This window comes from Parafrankia irregularis (assembly GCF_001536285.1).
GTDB classification, from domain to species: domain Bacteria; phylum Actinomycetota; class Actinomycetes; order Frankiales; family Frankiaceae; genus Parafrankia; species Parafrankia irregularis.
In genome coordinates, this window is the sequence record NZ_FAOZ01000010.1 from 122932 (window position 1) to 139459 (window position 16528).

At 71.5% G+C, this 16528-nt stretch carries 17 protein-coding genes and 1 pseudogene; 4 read left to right on the forward strand and 14 right to left on the reverse strand.

Annotation, left to right across the window (positions count from 1 at the left end; all coding sequences use genetic code 11):
* Window positions 1–104: 104 nt before the first annotated feature.
* The 3 genes from AWX74_RS17875 to AWX74_RS17890 form a co-directional block, all read right to left on the reverse strand.
* A complete protein-coding gene (locus AWX74_RS17875; RefSeq protein WP_091278077.1) occupies window positions 105–839 on the reverse strand; it encodes an SDR family NAD(P)-dependent oxidoreductase in 735 nt (244 codons plus the stop codon).
* A 126-nt stretch (window positions 840–965) separates the two neighbouring features.
* Window positions 966–1736: a TetR family transcriptional regulator gene (locus tag AWX74_RS17880; RefSeq protein ID WP_311984678.1), complete on the reverse strand. Its 771-nt coding sequence runs from the start codon at window positions 1734–1736 to the stop codon at window positions 966–968.
* A gap of 133 nt (window positions 1737–1869) precedes the next feature.
* Complete coding sequence (locus AWX74_RS17890; RefSeq protein ID WP_226931324.1) at window positions 1870–2931, reverse strand: protein kinase family protein; 1062 nt, start codon at window positions 2929–2931, stop codon at window positions 1870–1872.
* A 423-nt stretch (window positions 2932–3354) separates the two neighbouring features.
* Between AWX74_RS17890 and AWX74_RS17895 the strand changes: the two genes are divergently transcribed.
* The gene (locus AWX74_RS17895; protein WP_226931323.1) at window positions 3355–4389 is read left to right on the forward strand and encodes an alpha/beta hydrolase; all 1035 of its coding nucleotides are present in this window, start codon (window positions 3355–3357) and stop codon (window positions 4387–4389) included.
* A 13-nt stretch (window positions 4390–4402) separates the two neighbouring features.
* Here AWX74_RS17895 and AWX74_RS17900 read toward each other — a convergent pair whose 3' ends face one another.
* Window positions 4403–5215, reverse strand: coding sequence for a glycerophosphodiester phosphodiesterase family protein (locus AWX74_RS17900; RefSeq protein ID WP_091278079.1), 813 nt, complete (start codon window positions 5213–5215; stop codon window positions 4403–4405).
* 37 nt (window positions 5216–5252) lie between these two features.
* Entirely contained in the window at window positions 5253–5861 is a 609-nt protein-coding gene (locus AWX74_RS17905) for a TetR/AcrR family transcriptional regulator (RefSeq protein ID WP_226931322.1), read from the reverse strand.
* Window positions 5862–5998: 137 nt separating this feature from the next.
* On the opposite strand from AWX74_RS17905, the gene AWX74_RS17910 reads away from it, so the two are divergent.
* Complete coding sequence (locus AWX74_RS17910) at window positions 5999–6604, forward strand: nuclear transport factor 2 family protein (protein ID WP_165615675.1); 606 nt, start codon at window positions 5999–6001, stop codon at window positions 6602–6604.
* A gap of 230 nt (window positions 6605–6834) precedes the next feature.
* Here the strand turns inward: AWX74_RS17910 and AWX74_RS17915 are convergent, their stop codons facing one another.
* The gene (locus AWX74_RS17915) at window positions 6835–7617 is read right to left on the reverse strand and encodes a Mut7-C RNAse domain-containing protein (RefSeq protein ID WP_207550360.1); all 783 of its coding nucleotides are present in this window, start codon (window positions 7615–7617) and stop codon (window positions 6835–6837) included.
* Between the two features lie 34 nt (window positions 7618–7651).
* Entirely contained in the window at window positions 7652–8254 is a 603-nt protein-coding gene (locus tag AWX74_RS17920) for a TetR/AcrR family transcriptional regulator (protein ID WP_091278083.1), read from the reverse strand.
* A 294-nt stretch (window positions 8255–8548) separates the two neighbouring features.
* On the opposite strand from AWX74_RS17920, the gene AWX74_RS17925 reads away from it, so the two are divergent.
* Complete coding sequence (locus AWX74_RS17925; RefSeq protein WP_091278085.1) at window positions 8549–9364, forward strand: mycofactocin-coupled SDR family oxidoreductase; 816 nt, start codon at window positions 8549–8551, stop codon at window positions 9362–9364.
* 122 nt (window positions 9365–9486) lie between these two features.
* On the opposite strand, the gene AWX74_RS17930 is transcribed toward AWX74_RS17925, so the two are convergent.
* Complete coding sequence (locus AWX74_RS17930; protein WP_193209852.1) at window positions 9487–10524, reverse strand: zinc-binding dehydrogenase; 1038 nt, start codon at window positions 10522–10524, stop codon at window positions 9487–9489.
* A 126-nt stretch (window positions 10525–10650) separates the two neighbouring features.
* Window positions 10651–11064, reverse strand: a pseudogene (locus AWX74_RS17935) (aldo/keto reductase); the annotation flags it as partial.
* A 232-nt stretch (window positions 11065–11296) separates the two neighbouring features.
* On the opposite strand from AWX74_RS17935, the gene AWX74_RS17940 reads away from it, so the two are divergent.
* Complete coding sequence (locus AWX74_RS17940) at window positions 11297–12277, forward strand: helix-turn-helix domain-containing protein (RefSeq protein WP_091278089.1); 981 nt, start codon at window positions 11297–11299, stop codon at window positions 12275–12277.
* A gap of 22 nt (window positions 12278–12299) precedes the next feature.
* Here the strand turns inward: AWX74_RS17940 and AWX74_RS17945 are convergent, their stop codons facing one another.
* From AWX74_RS17945 to AWX74_RS17965, 5 genes are all read right to left on the reverse strand, one after another.
* A complete protein-coding gene (locus AWX74_RS17945; RefSeq protein ID WP_226931321.1) occupies window positions 12300–13166 on the reverse strand; it encodes a Fic family protein in 867 nt (288 codons plus the stop codon).
* Window positions 13167–13284: 118 nt separating this feature from the next.
* On the reverse strand, window positions 13285–13605 hold the full coding sequence (locus AWX74_RS17950; RefSeq protein WP_091278091.1) for a DUF4286 family protein: 321 nt from the start codon (window positions 13603–13605) through the stop codon (window positions 13285–13287).
* Between the two features lie 29 nt (window positions 13606–13634).
* The gene (locus AWX74_RS17955) at window positions 13635–14921 is read right to left on the reverse strand and encodes a metal-dependent hydrolase family protein (RefSeq protein WP_091278093.1); all 1287 of its coding nucleotides are present in this window, start codon (window positions 14919–14921) and stop codon (window positions 13635–13637) included.
* On the reverse strand, window positions 14921–15253 hold the full coding sequence (locus AWX74_RS17960; protein WP_091278230.1) for a hypothetical protein: 333 nt from the start codon (window positions 15251–15253) through the stop codon (window positions 14921–14923). Before AWX74_RS17960 ends, AWX74_RS17955 begins: the two co-directional genes overlap by 1 nt.
* An 11-nt stretch (window positions 15254–15264) precedes the next feature.
* Window positions 15265–16524, reverse strand: coding sequence for an aromatic ring-hydroxylating oxygenase subunit alpha (locus AWX74_RS17965; RefSeq protein ID WP_091278095.1), 1260 nt, complete (start codon window positions 16522–16524; stop codon window positions 15265–15267).
* Between the last annotated feature and the right edge of the window lie 4 nt (window positions 16525–16528).

The following is a 16528-nucleotide window of genomic DNA, read 5'->3' on the forward strand; positions in this document are numbered from 1 at the left end:
GAGCATAGCGAGATCGATGCATGAAGTCTCGCACCAATTCGGATCCCGGCGGTGCGGGAAGAGGAACAGCGGCCCGGGGGGACTTGCCTGGCAGGTCGAAGGACTCAGATCGCGGGCCGGCCCGCTCCGGCCGCGATCGTCGCGCCCGTGATGAACCGGGCACGGTCGGAGGCAAGGAAAACGACCGTCTCGGCGATCTCGCGAGGTGTGGCGAGCCGGCCGAGCAGGGTGTTGCGCGCGAGCCGGTCGAGGCCGTCCGCGCTGGTGGCCGCGACCAGTGCGTCGGTGCCGGTCGGTCCGGGCACGACGGTGTTCACGCGGACGCCCGCCGGGCCGAACTCGGTCGCCCAGGCACGGCTCAGCGACTCCAGTGCGGCCTTGGTCGCCCCGTAGGCGGAGAAGCCGGGCATGCCGACCCGCGCCGCCAGAGTGCTGATGTTGACGATGCTGCCCGTGCCATTCTCGACCATCGTGGGCACCAGCGCGGCGGTGAGAAGGTAGGGCGCGCGGACGTTGATGGCGAGCGCCGCGTCCAACGACTCGACGTCCTGCGACACCGTCGGCGCGCCGGGAATCGCGGCCGCGTTGTTGACCAGGATCTCGACGGGGCCCGCGAGCGACGCGAGGCGGTGCGGCCCGGCCGGGTCGGCCAGGTCTGCCGCGACGAACCGGGCCGACCCACCCGCCGCCGCGATCTCCGCGACGAGGTCGGCTCCACGGGCGGCGTCACGGCCAGTGACGACGACCCGAGCCCCGGCCGCGGCCATCAGCCTGGCTGTCTCCCGCCCGATGCCTCCGGTGGAGCCCGTGATCAGGGCGGTCTTTCCGGCAAGTTCCATGACGACTTCCTATCGGAAGCGGTCAGGCCGGCGCGTCCTGCGTCATCCACGGCCCGTCCACCACAGCCAGCCGGAGTCGTCACCACTCCGCCCTCGGCCGCCGTCCACCCGCGCGCCGGGCTGCCCTCACCCGCTGCCCGCGGAACTCGCCTCGCCCGGCCCGCCGTCAGGCTCGCCGCCAGGACCGTCGCCGGCTCGGACCGCCGCGCCCAGCGTCGCGATCACCCAGTTCACGGCGCGGGTGGCACGTTCGGGATCCAGCTTCCAGGTCACCGTCAGCCGCTCGTAGGACGGGACGTTCCAGAAGACGTCCAGCATCGCGGCGGCCAGCTCGGCCTCCTCGTCCGGCCAGTCCACGGCGGCGTCGGAGACGGCGGCGATGAGCGCGCGGCGCCGGCGTTCGTCGATGTCGGCGAAGGTCGGATCCTCCGGCGGCGGCTGGGCCACCGGGAAGGAGGACAGGTAGGCGAACATCCGCCCGACGACGTCGCCGAACTCCTCCAGCCGGAGCCCTTCGAGGTCGACCCCGGCCTCCTGCTCCAGGCGACGCATCACCGCGTCGCGCAGGCGCCGTTCGTTGGAGAAGTAGCGGTACACGGTGCTCTCGTTCACCTGGGCGCGGCGCGCCACCGCCCGGATGGTGAGGGCTCCCCAGTCCCAGGTCGGAAAACCGTGGACCATCTCGGTCGCCGCGGCCAGGATGCGATCCCGCGTCACCGCGGCCTGCTGGCGGCGCAGCGGGCTCTCGTAGTGACGGCGACCGCCCGCGCCCCGGGCCCCCTCCGCCCGCTGCTCTGCCGACTGCTCCGCCGGCTGCTCCGACGGCTGCTCTGCCGACTGCTCCGACGGCTGCTCTGCCGGCTGTTCCGACGGCCGTTCTGCCTCAGGCCCATCCACGGTCAACGACCACCAGATCCTTCCGCGGCGTCGCGTCACCGGCCGATGCCGGTCGAACCCGTACGCGGCTTCCTGCCATCGGAGGAGATGATGCCGGATCGGCCGCGGTGCGCGCGCATCCCTGCAGGTGAGATCACGGCTGGCCGGCTGCCTCCGCGTCGAGGTCGCGGAACGCCGTCGCGTAGCGCCCCACCAGTGCCAGGGAGACGTCGTGGCGCTGCCAGCCGTCGGTGCCCAGCGTCGACAGCCAGATCGCGAGGCCGTAGGCGGCGCTGGCCCGGTAGCCGCGCCAGGCCGACTCCCAGGACGGACGGGCGTCCGCCGGCAGGTCGAGCGCGTCGAGGTAATGCCGCAGCAGGTCGGTCTCGTGGTCCCGCCGGTCCGGCGTCGTCAGCGCGCCCATCAGGAAGTAGCCGACGTCCTGGGACCAGCCACCGCGCCGGACGACCTGCCAGTCGAGGAAGCCCACGTCGTCACCGGGCAGGACGTAGGTGTTGCCGATGTGGGCGTCGGCGTGCAGCAGGGTCGGCGTCTCCTGCCCGACCGCGGCCACGTAGCGCGCCCACAGGTCGACGATGCCGTCGGCGCCGTACCGCGCAACCTCGGCGGGGAGCTGGCCGTCGGCCCGGTCGAGGCCGGTCGGGATGCGTGATCGCAGGCCGCCGGCGAAACCGTCCGTCGGCTCCCAGGTCCGCACCCAGGCGAGAGCGGGCTGGGTCGCCGCGTCGAAGTCCCAGTAGTGGCTGTGCAGCCGGGCCAGCCCGCGCAGCCCGGCCGCGGCCTGGTCGACCGTCAGGGGACGGGTCGCGTCCCGCGGGTCGGCGCCCCGCAGCGTGACGTCCTCCATCACGAGGAGCCAGTCGAGGCCGGGGCGGTCGACCAACGCCCGGTAGACGAGCGGGTGGTCGACGGGTAAGGGAACCTCGGAGGCGAACAGGTCCACCTCGTTGAAGAGATTCCCGTTACGGCTGTGCACCAGCCGGTGCTCGCCCTCGGCCTTCAGGAACACCCGGCGAGGGCCCGACCCGGCGGCGAAGTCCAGCTCGAACCGCGCCCGCCGGTTGGTGCCGTCGTCACGCAGAACGAGGTGGACGTCGCCGACCCGCGCGCCGGGGTGATGACGCGCGAGCGCGGCCGTCATCCACTGCGGGGTCACCTCGTCCCAGTCGGCGGGAACTGTCAACGGTTGTGACATGGCCTGGCCCTTCTCATCCGTGGCGGCTGCGTTCCCAGCCGCTGCGTTCCCGGCGGCTGCGCACGATCGCGGGCCCACCGCGCCAGGATGCCACCCCAGGGCCCGCCGCCGACCGGCCGTCGCCGTGCCCGAGCCTCGTCCAGGACGCAGCATCGCGCGATTCATGCAACATCTCATGGTCTAATTCGAGCACGGATTCCGGCCCGGGAACAGAAATGCGACACCGGGAGTCAGCGAGAGGTCGCACTGCCGGTACCGCGGCACCGCGTCGCGGCGGTTCCGCGGCGCCGGGGTTCCGCGTCGCGGCGGTTCCGCGGTGCCGGGGTTACATCGCGGCGGTTCCGCGGTGCCGCGTCGCGGGTGGCCGTGACCGCCGGAGCCCTGGAGGACGCACGGGCGCCGAATTGCTGGCAGTGTGGCGCCATGAGCACTCGGGCGGTCGGACCTGACGAGCTGCCGCCAGCGTTGCACGTCCCCGAGCGAGTCGTGCCGGTGCCGGCGAGCGTGAGCCCCGAGGCGCAGGCGATGCTGGGGCTGGGGGTACTTACCCCCGCGACGCGGTGGCCCGCGCTCGACGACGTCGACGGCTGGCGCCGGGTGATCACCGAACGCGACCAGGCCGCGCTCGCCGCGGCCGGGGCCTCCCCGCTCCCGGCAGGTACCGAGGTCCGCGACATCGACCTCGGCGACTTCCCCGTCTACGAGATCGCCCCGGTCGGGGCGGCGGGCGACGACCGGCGGGTCTATCTCGACTTCCACGGTGGTGGCTTCGTGCAGGGCGGTGGCGCGGTCTGCCGGGCACGGACGTACAACACATCGCAGTGGATCGGTGCCCGGGTGTGGTCCGTCGACTACCGCATGCCGCCCGATCACCCATACCCAGCCGCGGTCACCGACTGCGTCACCGCCTACCGGGCGCTGCTTGATCAGTACCGGCCGCAGGACGTGGTCCTCGGCGGATCCTCCGCCGGTGCCTCACTCGTCGCGAGCACGATTCTGCGCGCCCGCGACGAGGGCCTGCCGCTACCGGCCGCAGCGGTGATGAACACGCCGGTCGTCGACCTCGGCACCTGGGGCGACACCTTCCACACCAACCACGGGATCGACTCCATCCTGGACCGGGACCTCGTGCAGGCCCTCCTGCTCTACGCCGGCGGCCACGACCTGCGCGATCCCTACCTCTCGCCGCTTCACGGCGATCTGGCCAAGGGCTTCCCACCGACCATCCTGCTCAGCGGGACCCGCGATCTCCTGCTGTCGGACACGGTGCGCTTCCATCGGGCGCTGCTGCGGGCCGGCCTCGAGGCCGAGCTGCATGTCTTCGAGGCCGCGGGGCACGGGGGCTTCCTCGGAACCGCCCCGGAGGACCGGGAGCGACTCGCCCAGATGCGGCAGTTCGCGGAATCCGCCTGGGCCCGCGGCCAACAGGACCGGCGACCGCGACCGCCACAGCCGTAGAACCACCCGCCGCCTAGTTGGACCCCCACCACTGGCCGCGGCTGACCAGATGGGCTTTCAGTATCTCCGGGTAGTCGGTGATCAGCCCCTGGACGCCCAGATCCAGCAGCCTTTCCATCTCGTCGGTGTCGTTGATCGTCCAGGCATGCACCGGTACGCCGAGCCGTGTCGCGCAGCGCACGAAGCGCGCGTCGCATACGGGCACACCACGGAAGGCCGTCGGGACCTGCACGACATCGGCCCTCCCGCGCAGCCGCCCACGTTGGGCGGCCGCAGGCAACAGGCTCTGCAGGCGCAGGGACCCGACAGTCCTGGTCCCACCGCCGACGCAGAGGTTCTCGCCGAGCAGACTGCGCACCTGGCGGATCGTGGCGTCCCGGAAGGAGGTGACACACACCCTGCTCACGGCGTTCGCCCGCCGGATGACGTCAACGGTGGGAGCCACGGCGCCCGGCTCCTTGATGTCGATGTTCAGGCGGATGTCGGGCCACCGGTCGAGCAGCTGGTCCAGCCGCGGGATCTCCTGGTCCGCCTCCGTGCCCGGCTCGTGGGCGTTCCCGGGCGAGCGGAGCCTGATCCCGGCCGCCTCCCGGCAGGTCAGCGAACTGATCGGCCCGGTCGAGTCCGTCACCCTGTCGAGGGTCTCGTCGTGCAGGAGCAGCACCACCCCGTCGCTCGTTGCCCGGACGTCGGTCTCGAGGTACCGGTAGCCGAGCCCGACCGCGTTCTCGAAGGCGGGCCAGGAGTTCTCCGGCCAGCTCCCCCTGCCCCCGCGGTGCGCGAACGGGATGGGGCCCGGATGATCCAGAAACTCCAGATGCCGCACTGAATCTCCCTTCCTGCCGGCCGGGTGGCCTGGGCTGTCAGGCCGAGGCGGGCGGCCCGAGGTAGGCAAGCAGATCGTCCACCAGGTCGGACGGATCCGCGCGGCCCTTGCCGGCAGCGGCGAGGTGACCGGCGAGCGCGAGGTCGACAGCACCGTGGGCGAGCGCGAGCAGTAGCGCGGTCAGCCGTTCGGGATCCCCTGCCGGCAGCTGACCGGCCTGTTGGGCCTGGGCGACCGCCGACACGAACGCCGATCGGGTCGCGGCCGCCGCCTCGCCCAGCTCCGCGGAGCCTCTGGTCCACGCCCCGTAGACGAGCTTGAACCGGGCCGGATGCGCCAGCGCCCAGGCGACGTAGGCATGCATGATCGATCGGACCACGCCGCCCGGCGGCTGCGGCCCGGCCAGCCGATCGTGGACGGCCCGGCCCTGGCCGGCGAGCTCCCGGGCCGCCACGGCGGCCAGCAGCGCCTCCTTGTCGGCGAAGTGCTTGTAGGGCGCGTTGTGCGAGACCCCGGCCCGGCGCCCGACCTCGCGCAGGGTCACCGCGCCTGGGCCGCCCTCGTCGAGGAGCGCGACAGCGGCGGCGACCAGCGCCTCCCCCGTTTCACCCGCAGCCATGCTCACCCGCAGCCATACCGCAAGCATAGGACGCATCCAGGTTGACGCCGTCAACCACAATCATCTAAGGTTGACAGCGTCAACCTTAGATGCCGGAACTACCGCACCCGAGGTTCTTCCCACTACTTCCCCGAAAGGCGCTGCCTGCCGTGCCGGCGAAATGGATGTTCCGATCACCAACGCTTCTCGCCACCCTGCTGGGAACCCTTGTCATTGCCACTCTGTCCGGCTGCGCCGGCACTTCCGGCCCAGCCGAGGAGGAATCCAGCCCACACACGACGTCAGCTCGGGCGACCGGGGCCCCGGAAGGTCAGCCCGGCGTCGTTCCGCAGCGGACGCTGGATTTCTTTCGCGCGATGGAACGGCGCGAGACGGCGACCATGGAGGCGATGCTGGCGCCCGACGCCACCTGGCGGGTCGCGATGAGCTTCTCGGGTGATCGGGCGGACCAGTCGTACTTCGGCGACCGGGCGGCGGCCCTGGCCAACCTCCGGCAGATCTCCACCATGGTGAGCACGGTCCGATTCGTCGACACCCGGGTGAGCGTCACCGGCGACGGGGCGACATCGTTCATGCAGGCCAACGGCGACTTCGTCACGGCCGCCGGAAAACCGTACCGGAACACGTATGTCTTCCGCCTCGACTGGCGAAACGGCCTGATCACCCAGGTGGAGGAATACACGAACCCGATCACGATCTGCGCGAGCTTCGGCCTGCCACTGTGCGTTCCCGATGATTCCGGCGCCCAGCAGTCACCGGCCGCCGGCTGAACCCGGCGGTTCGAGGCGGCGGTTCGAGAGTTGAGGATTGGTCGTTCCGACAACCGCAATCCTCGGCTCTTGCTCGGCAGCAGCGACCGAGAACTCGGCCTGGCAAGGGTCAGAAGCAGCCGCAGTGGCGTGCGCCATGACCGCAACAGGCGTTCGGCTTCGCTCCAGCAGGTCACGTCGGCCGACCGCAGCGCGCGTCCGCGCCGCCACAGAGGACGTCCACGGCGCCCTCACCGACCTGCTCGACTGTGCTCGCGCCGTCGAACCTCCGAGGCCGCAACGTTCCCTGCTCCGGCGCTGATCCGGGCCGTGGCCGCGGCGACCAGGGCGTCAAGCCGTCTCGCATGGGCCCCCCGCCAGAACACGCGCCCGCACCCGGCGCAGCGCGTGAACCGCGTCGCGGTCCGCCGGGTGCCCGGCGCCAGCTCGTCCAGCACCTGCTCCCTGGTCGCCGGCCGCAGCCACGCGCCGCAGGACAGGCAGCGGGTGAAGGGTGCCAACGGCGGCGCGAACCGTGTCAGGACGTCACGCACCTGCTCGTCGGGCAGCTGGCCGCGCACGTAGGCGCCCCGTGGGAGAGCCCGCCGCAGCAGGAGGCCACGGTCGCGTGTCAGCAGTACCCGGTGCTCGCGCCGGGCCCACGCGACCAGGTCGTCATCCGCCGCGTCGTTGCGGTAGGCCACGTCCAGTCCGAGCAGGCGCAGCCGGCGCGCCAGCGCACCGAGGTGGACGTCGAGGAGGAACCGCGGGTCGACCAGAAGCTGCGGACGTGACAGCGGCATGACCCGCACGACCTCGTCGGGAGCAGGACGGTAGGACGGGACGAGAGCCGTCCCGTCGCACCGCCGCAAGGCGCCGACCTCGGTCAGCGGCACGCCGACGGACTGTACGACGTGCCCGAGCGACGCATGCGGATCGGCGGGCAGGCCGCGGATCACGCCGTGCACGCAGGCCCGGCGCCCGGACGCGTACAGCAGCGGACGCAGCTCCTCGGCGACTTCCAGCACGACCACGACGCAAGGCATACCCGGTGGGCGTCGCGGCCGTTCACTCCTCGGGCGGGCCCGCCCGGCGGGCCTCCAGGCGGGCCACCAGGCGGGTCATCGCGGCGGTGGCCTCCTCGTGGGCGGTGTCGTGGCCGGCCGCCCGGTCGGCGACGACCGCGAACGCGAGGCCCTGGACGGCGGCGGTGACCAGCGCGGGCGGGAAGTCGTCCAGGTCGAGTCCGTACTCGCCGAGGATCGACGTCATGGCCTCCATCTGCATCCGCCGCAGTTCGCGCGCCACCCGGCCGACCTCCGTCCGCAGCGCCGGCCGATGGTTCGCGGCCGCGACGAACTCCACGGTCAGCCCGGTTCCGCGTGGGTCGGAGACCAGCTCCCACCAGGCACCCAGCGGCTGTGGGGAGGTCAGTGCCGCTTCCGTCCGCGCCAGGGTCTCCTCCGCGCGCCGCCGCAGGACCGCGACGAACAGATCGTCGATCGTCGCGAAGTAGTAGTGCAGGAGCGGCGCGGTGATCTCGGCGCGGGCGGCGACGCTGCGGGAGCTGACCGCCGCGTAACCCTCCGCCAGCATGATCTCCTCGGTCACGTCGAGGAGCCGGGTGACCTTCTCCGCGGTCGCCGCCCGGCGTCGGCGGGGCTCGGCCATGCACCCCACCTCCAGGACAGGTCGTCCGGCTCCGGGCGCCGGCGGACGTCCCATCATGACGGATCCGCCCGTTCGGGAGCCGGTTCCGTGGCCGCGGCGTGACCTGGGCGACAGCGGCTATGGCCGGCGACCGGCTCGCGAATCGGACCGGCCCGTCGGGCCGAGCGGGTCCGTCGAACCCGTGCACGCGACCTTCGCGGCCCGGCGATTTGGTTGACATGGGCCACCGGCAAAGTTAGAACGACTGTTAAAAATCCAGACACAGCACGACACGGCGGGACTCAGGGAGAAGTGATGGGAAAGCTTGACGGCAAGGTCGCCTTCATCACCGGTGCAGCCCGCGGCCAGGGCCGTAGCCACGCGCTGCGGTTGGCGCAGGAGGGCGCCGACATCATCGCCGTGGACCTCTGCGGCCCGGTGCGCTCGGTCGCCTACCCGATGCCCACGCTGGACGACCTGCAGCAGACCGCGAAGGACGTCGAGGCCCTCGGCCGGCGGGTCGTCGCGCGCCAGGCCGACGTCCGGGACTTCGCCGGGCTGGAGGCGGCGTTCAAGGAGGGCGTGGCCGAGCTCGGCCCGGTCCAGCTCGTCGTCGCCAACGCCGGGATCGGCGCCGGCGGTGTCGCCACCGACGATGAGCAGTGGGAGGACGTCGTCGCGGTCAACCTGACCGGGGTGTGGAACACCGGCCGGGTCGCGATCCCGCAGATGCTGGAGCTGAACCAGGGCGGGTCGATCGTCCTGACCAGCTCCACCGGCGGCCTGGTCGGCGTCGGCATCCCCACCGCCGGGTTCCTCGGCTACACCGCCGCCAAGCACGGCGTCATCGGCCTGATGCGGTCGTGGGCGAACTTCCTCGCGCCGTTCAACATCCGGGTGAACAGCGTCGCCCCGACCGCTGTGCGCACGCCGATGGCCGGTGACGGGAACCTGCAGAAGATCCTCGAGCACGCCCCGCAGCTGGCCAACGCGCTCACCAACGCGATGCCGGTCGACCTGGTCGAGCCGATCGACGTCTCCAACGCCGTCGCCTGGCTGGTGTCGGAGGACGCGCGGTACATCACCGGCACGGTCGTCCCCGTCGACGCGGGCCTGCTCAACAAGCGGTAGCACCTCCGGAGCGGTAGCACCTCCCCGCCGCCGAGGCGGTGAGCACCCAGGCTCAGGACGTACTCGGGTGGCAGCCTGCGGGCCATGGCCGGTTCGCGGCTGCCACTCAGCCTGACGTCATGTCACGGGCGGACCACGACCTTCAGGGCGTGGCGGGAGTCCATGGCCTGGTAGGCGTCGGCGACGTGGTCGAGGTCAACGGTTCGGTCGAACACCCGGCCGGGGTCGATCCGGCCTTCGAGCACGTCGGGCAGAGCCCGCTCGATGTAGGCGCGGACGGGGGCCGGCCCGCCGTTGAGGGTGGCGTTCTTGCGGAACAGGGAGCCGAACCCGACCGGTGCCTGCTCGTACTGCGGCACCCCGACCCGGGAGATGGTGCCGCCGGGGCGCAGCACGCCGTACGCCTGCTCGTAGGCGGGCAGGTGCCCGACGGCTTCGAGCACGACGTGGCTGCCCGCGCCGCCGGTGAGCGCGAGGACCGCGGCGACGCCCTCCTCGCCGCGGGCGGCGACGACGTCGGTGGCACCGAACTCACGCCCGAGGTCGGTGCGGTCGGTGTGCCGACCCATGAGGATGATCCGCTCGGCGCCCATCCGCTTCGAGGCCAGCACCGCGGACAGCCCCACCGCGCCGTCACCGATCACGGTGACGGTCCGCCCGGGCGCGACCCGGGCCATGTGCGCGGCGTGCCAGCCGGTGAGGTAGACGTCCGAAAGGGTCAGCAGCGAGGGCCACAACGCCTCGTCGACGTCGGCGGGGAGCTTCACCAGGGTGCCGGCGGCCTGCGGGACCCGCACCGCCTCGGCCTGCGCGCCGCCGACCCCGCCGACGCCGTACCAGCCGCCGTGCACGCAGGAGGTGTGGAAGCCCTCGCGGCAGAACTCACAGGTGTTGTCGGAGAACGCGAACGGGGACACGACGAAGTCACCGGGCGCCAGGCCCGTCACCGCCGCGCCGACCTCCTCCACCACGCCGATGAACTCGTGCCCCATCGGAACACCGTCGCCGGTGGCGAGCATGGAGCGGTACGGATGCAGGTCCGACCCGCACACGCACGCCAGCACCACCCGCACGACGGCGTCCGTCGGCTCGTGCAGCTTCGCGTCCGGGACGTCCTCGACGCGGACGTCACCGGGGCCGTACATGAATGTTGCTCGCATGGAACGGTCACCTTCCGTGTACCGAGACAGCGCGGGACGGCAGCTGGACCAGCACGTGGTCAGCGCTCGATCATCCGCATCTGCTCCTCGTTGTGATGATCACCGGCGGGTACGGTGAGGCCGTCGAGCCAGGGCTCCGACGACGTCCTCGATCGGCGTCTGCGGGTCGACCCGGTGCTGGTAGTACAGGTCGATGTAGTCGGTTTCCAGCCGTCGCAGCGACCCTTCGACCGCGGTGCGGATGCTCGCCGGGCTGCTGTCCAGGCCGGCGCGGCCGGTGTGCGAGACGAAGCCGAACTTCGTGGCCAGCACGACACTGTCGCGACGGCCCTTCAGCGCCCGCCCGACCAGTTCCTCGTTCGTGAACGGGCCATAGACCTCGGCCGTGTCGAGGAAGGTCACGCCCAGGTCGAGCGCCCGGTGGATGGTCCGGATCGACTCGTCGTCGTCGCTGCCCGCGCCGGTGTACCCGAACGACATGCCCATCGCGCCCAGACCGATCCGGGAGACGTCGAGATCTCCCAGTCTGACGTGCCGCATGGTCGTCTCTCCCTTGCCTGCGTCGTGCCCTGCCTGCGTCGTGCCCTTCCTGCTTCGCGCCCTGCCTGCGTTGTGCCCTGTCCGCGTTGTGACTCGCGGGCGGCAGGGGCCCGGTCGGGCAGTCCCCACTCTGGAGCCGGCCGGGACGTCCGGGGAGTGCCTGGCCTTCCAGGTAACGGCAGTACCTCCCTGCTCGCCGTTCCCCGGCGGCGGCCGTGCCTACCGTGGACGCATGGACAACCAGGCGGGTGACCGGGCAGACGACCGCGCGGGCAACCGGGCGGACAACCGAGCCCAGGTCCGCGAGTTCCTCATCTCGCGGCGGGAGCGGATCACCCCCGAGCAGGCCGGGCTGCCCGCCTACGGGGGCGCCAACCGCCGCGTCAAGGGACTGCGCCGCGAAGAGGTCGCCCTGCTCGCCGGGGTGAGCGTCGACTACTACGTCCGGATGGAACGCGGGAACCTCACCGGTACGTCGGACGCCGTCCTCGGCTGCCTCGCCACCGCGCTGCAGCTCGACGACGCCGAGCGCGAGCACCTGTTCGACCTCGCCCGCGCCGCGCAGCCCGCTCCCACCCGGCAACGCCGAGCGGTGACACCGGATGTCACCGACGGGATCCAGCGGGTCCTCGACGCCATCACCGAAGCCCCGGCCTGGGTCCGCAACGCCCGCCACGACCTGCTGGCCACCAACCGGCTGGCCCGCGCGCTGTACGCCCCGGTGCTCGCCGACCCGCGGCGGCCGGCCAACACCGCCCGCTTCATCTACCTCGACCCCGCGTCGCGTGCGTTCTTCGCCGACTGGGAACGCGCCGCCGACGACACCGCGGGCATGCTGCGCTCCGAAGCCGGCCGCAACCCCCACGACCGGCAGCTGATCGAACTGATCGGCGAGCTGTCCACGCGCAGCGCGCAGTTCCGCACCCGCTGGGCCGCGCACAACGTCCGCTTCCACCGCACCGGCCGCAAACGGCTCCACCACCCCGTGATCGGCGCCCTCGACCTCACGTTCGAGGCCATGGAGTTCCCGTCCCACCCAGGCCTCACGCTGGTCGTCTACACCGCACCGACCGGCACCCCCGCCGCCGACGGCCTGCGGCTCCTCGCCAGCTGGGCCGCCACCACGGAGGCCGAGGCAGTGGACGGCGAAACCGCCGAGGCCGAAGCGGCCGACGGCGACAGCACGGCCGGGCGCCCCTGGAAGACCGTCTGATCGTTCGGTCGGGGCTCGCCGGTCAGCCGGCGGAAGCGTACGGATTGCGCAGGGTCATCGGCGTGTGGGCGACGTCCAGCGCCGGCTGCGGGAAGCGGGCGCCAGCCGTGTAGTAGCGGGCCCGGGTGCGGCCGACCGGCTGCAGGACCTGGGCGGTGGTGAGGTCACGCAGGTCGCGTTGCGCCTGCTGCAGGCTCAGGCCTTCGGCGTGCTCGTAGCGCGCGCGGCGGACCCGTCCGGTCATGGCCACGTCGTGCAGGGCGGTCACGACCCTCTCGCCCAGCCCGGTGCTCACGGCGAACGCGGCGAGTGCCTCCCCCACCCGCCCGGAGCGGTCGAGTCGCCCCGCAACGGTCTGGGCCTGCTGGTGGTAAGCGGTCAGGCTGAACCGGATCCAGCTGGAGACATCCTGGTCGGGAAGGTAGGTCGGGCCCCGGTCGGCGAGCTCGCGGTAGTACTCCCAGGTGTTGCCGGGGCGGCCGAGCCACGCCTCGATGGAGGAGAACTCCGGGGCGAGGACACCTTCACGGGCGATCATGAGCGTCTGCAGCGAGCGGGACATCCGGCCGTTCCCGTCGGCCCACGGGTGGATGGATACCAGGTGCAGGTGGGCCATGGCCGCCCGCACCAGCGGGTGGGTGCCGTCGTCGGCGTTGAGCCAGTCGACGAGTTCCCGCATCAGGGTGGGGACGGCGTCGGCGCCCGGGGCGGTGTAGGCCGCGATGCTGGGATCGCGGGCGTCGGTGACGTAGACGGGGGCCCGGCGCCACTGCCCCGCCGGCCTGCGCACCGCGTGGCGGTGCCCCTGCAGCATCCAGTGCAGCGCGTTGAGCAGGCCCTTGCTGTAGGTGAAGTCCTCAGCGTCGTGGAGCGTCTGGATGTAGGTCATCATCCGCTGGTACGCGAGGGTCTCCTCGCGGTTTGGGCCGACAGGGAGGCCGAGCGCCCGGAAGGTGTCGCCACCGGGGAGGGCTCAGCGGGTTTCGCCAGCCCTCCCGGGCGACCCGCTAGGCGTCCTGCCCGATGGCGCCGAGCTGGCTGAAGAAGCGAACGGTCGGAGGCGGGGTCAGTTCCACTCCGACCGGACGTGACATCGCCCCGGAGCCCAGCGCCTGGCCCAGCGCGGCCTTGGCCGCCTCGACATCACCGTCGATCTCGTAGATCGCGATGAAGGTGTCACCGCCGAGGGCCGCGAGCCGCCGGGCGGCGACGAAGCCGTCCACCTTGAGCATCTCGGGCAGGTGCGTGTTGTCGTACCAGTCGTGGTAGGCCGCGGCCTCCTGCGGCGAGGCGGGACGCGATTCGACGATCAGAACACCGCTTGCCATTCCTGCTCCGTTCGGATCGATGACGATGATCAGACCTGTTTGTGGACGTGCCCGTCCTTCATGACGAACCGGACGTCCTGGGTGCGGGTGATGTCCTGGGCGGGGTCGCCGGGGACGGCGATGATGTCGGCGAGGTAGCCCTCCCGCAGCCGGCCGAGCTCGTGGTCCAGCCCGATCAGCTCCGCACTGGTCACGGTGGCGGCCCGCAGCGCCTGTACCGGGGTCATACCCCGCGACACCAGCGCGACCAGCTCCTTGGCGTTGTCGCCGTGCGGAACCGCCGGGGCGTCGGTGCCGCAGGCGATCCTGACGCCGGCGGCGACGGCTCTGGGCAGCATCGCCTTGGCGCGGGGGAACACCTCGGCCGCCTTCTTCCGCAGCTCGGGTGCTGCCCGCGCGATATCCATGCCGTCGGTCAGGTACGTCGTCGACACCAGGAAGGTGCCGTGATCGACCATCATCCGCAGCGTCTCGTCGCTGGCGAGGAAGCCGTGCTCGATGCAGTCGATGCCGGCCCGGACGCAGGCCTGAACCGCCCGGTCGCCGACGGCGTGCGCGGCGACGCGGATGTCGGCCCGGTGCGCCTCGTCGGCGATCGCCGCCAGCTCCTCGTCGGAGTACTGCTGGGCTCCCGGGCCGGTGCTGTGCGACATCACGCCGCCGGACGCCGACACCTTGATCACCTTGGCGCCGTGGCGGATCTGGTAGCGGACGCAGGCCCGCACGTCGGCCACCCCGTTCGCGATCCCCTCCGCGACGCTCAACGGCATGATCCCGGGCGCCAGGCGCTGGAAGACGGTCGGGTCGAGATGCCCGCCGTACGGCGTGACCGCGTGACCGGCCGGAATGATCCGTGGCCCTTCCACCCAGCCCTGCTCGATCGAGCGCGCCAACGCGACGTCGAGCAGGTAGCCCCCGGTCTTGACCATCAGCCCGAGGTTGCGGACCGTGGTGAAGCCGGCGTGCAGCGTCGTGCGGGCGTTCACGGTCGCCCGCAGCGTGCGGTACGCGGGGTCGTCCTGGACGCCGTGCATCGGCAGCGGCAGGCCCGTCGGGGTCTCCGGCCCGCCGATGAGCAGGTTGAGCTCCATGTCCATCAGCCCGGGCAGCAGGGTGACATCGCCCAGGTCGATCTCGACCGCGTCAGCGCCCGCGTGCGCATCCACGTCCATGCCCACGGGGAGATCGGTCGGGTTGACCGCGCTGATCCGGTCACCCACGACGACGATCACCGCCGGCGACCGGACCTCCCCGGCGTCGACGTCCAGCCAGCGCCGCGCGCGCAGGATGATGGTCGGGGCCGTCGCCGTCGCCATCAGGGCACTGGCTCGACGAAGCAGTCGAAGGACGCCGATCCGGTGTCGGGGACCCGGGGCTGGCGCCACACCTCGACCGGGAACGACACCTCGATCGTGGAGTACAGCAGGTGCAGGAGGTTCACCGCGTCCTCGGGTAACGCGTCGAACGGGAGCTTCTCCAGGTACACCATGGCGCCTTCGACCCGAGGTTTCGCGGCGTCGTACAGCGCCTGCATCTCGTCCATGGTGGAGGCCAGCCGGGTGTGGTACCGCTCGTGTTCGGTCGGCAGGCACCATTTCGCGGCGAAGGGTTCGAGGTCGGCGAACTCCGCCGGCAGCAGCGCGGTCATCGGCGGCGTGGTCATCGGCGGGCCCCCTCGAAGTCCGCGACCCAGTCACGGACGACCTTGTGCAGGTGTCGGCAGAGGATTTCCTGGTCGTTGAGCAGGAACTCGCTGACGTAGTCGTTCTCGAGCATCATCTGGGTGGCCTCGAGCGTGTTGGAGTCCTGCAGCGCGAACTCCTTGAACGTCACCGCCGCCATCTCCTGCGCGACCCGTTCCCTGATGTTCGTGGCCGGCGGGAAATACGCGCTGCCCTCGAAGACGTGGGTGTTGTACGCCGTCGGCCAGTACTGGTAGGTGATGTACCAGCCCTGGCTCCAGATCAGGATCACGAAGTTCGGGAACAGCTGGAACGAGTCCAGCCCCCACGGGTCGCACCCGGCCGGGTTGAGCCCGGGTGGCATCTCCCCCAGCTCGGCCTTCTCCCACGGACCGAACAGCCCGCTGCGAGTGATGATCTCCATCGGCTTGAGCAGGTCCGCGTCCATCTCCCAGAAACGGACGCCGGAGGTGCTCACCAGCCGGTGCGGCCCGTCGAGCTGGTAGTGCGGTGCCTCGAAGCCGGCCTGCGCGGCGGCCGCCGAGTACTTCTCCGGCGACTGCTTCGCGTGCAGGATCGGCGCGTGGTAGAACTCGGCGAACGCGTCCATGTACAGCTTCCAGTTCGACTGGATCGTCGTGCTGTATCCGAAGCGGGCCGTGAGCTTCTCGAAGGGATAGCCTTCGAGCGCCGTCACCATCGGGCCGAGGAACTCGCGCAGCGACTGCTCCGGCTCCGGGGCGAAGTTCACGAAGACGAATCCGGCCCAGACGTCGCAGTGCACCGGCGCCAGGCCGTACCGGCTCCTGTCGACGTCGAAGAACTCCCCCTCCTGCTGGATGAACTTCAGCGCGCCGTCGAGGTCGTAACGCCAGCCGTGGTACTTGCAGGTGAACTGCCGGCAGATGCCCTGGCTGTCGAGCTTCGGGTCCTCCGTCCAGACGAGCTTGTTACCACGGTGGCGGCAGACGTTGTGGAACGCGCGGACCTGCCCCGCCCGGTCTCGGACGACGACGATCGACGCGTTGGCGGCACGGATGTCCTTGGTGAAGTAGCTGCCGACACGGGGCAGCTGTTCCACCCGGCCGACATGCAGCCACGCACGCTTGAAGACCGCCTTCTTCTCCCGCTGGTAGTACTCGGGTGAGGTCGAGTCCTCGTAGGACACCGGGGCCGTTCCAAGCTCCGGGTAATGCTGGGTCCAGCTGCCTTCCGGTGGTTTCGGGAAACGCGGCACGGGC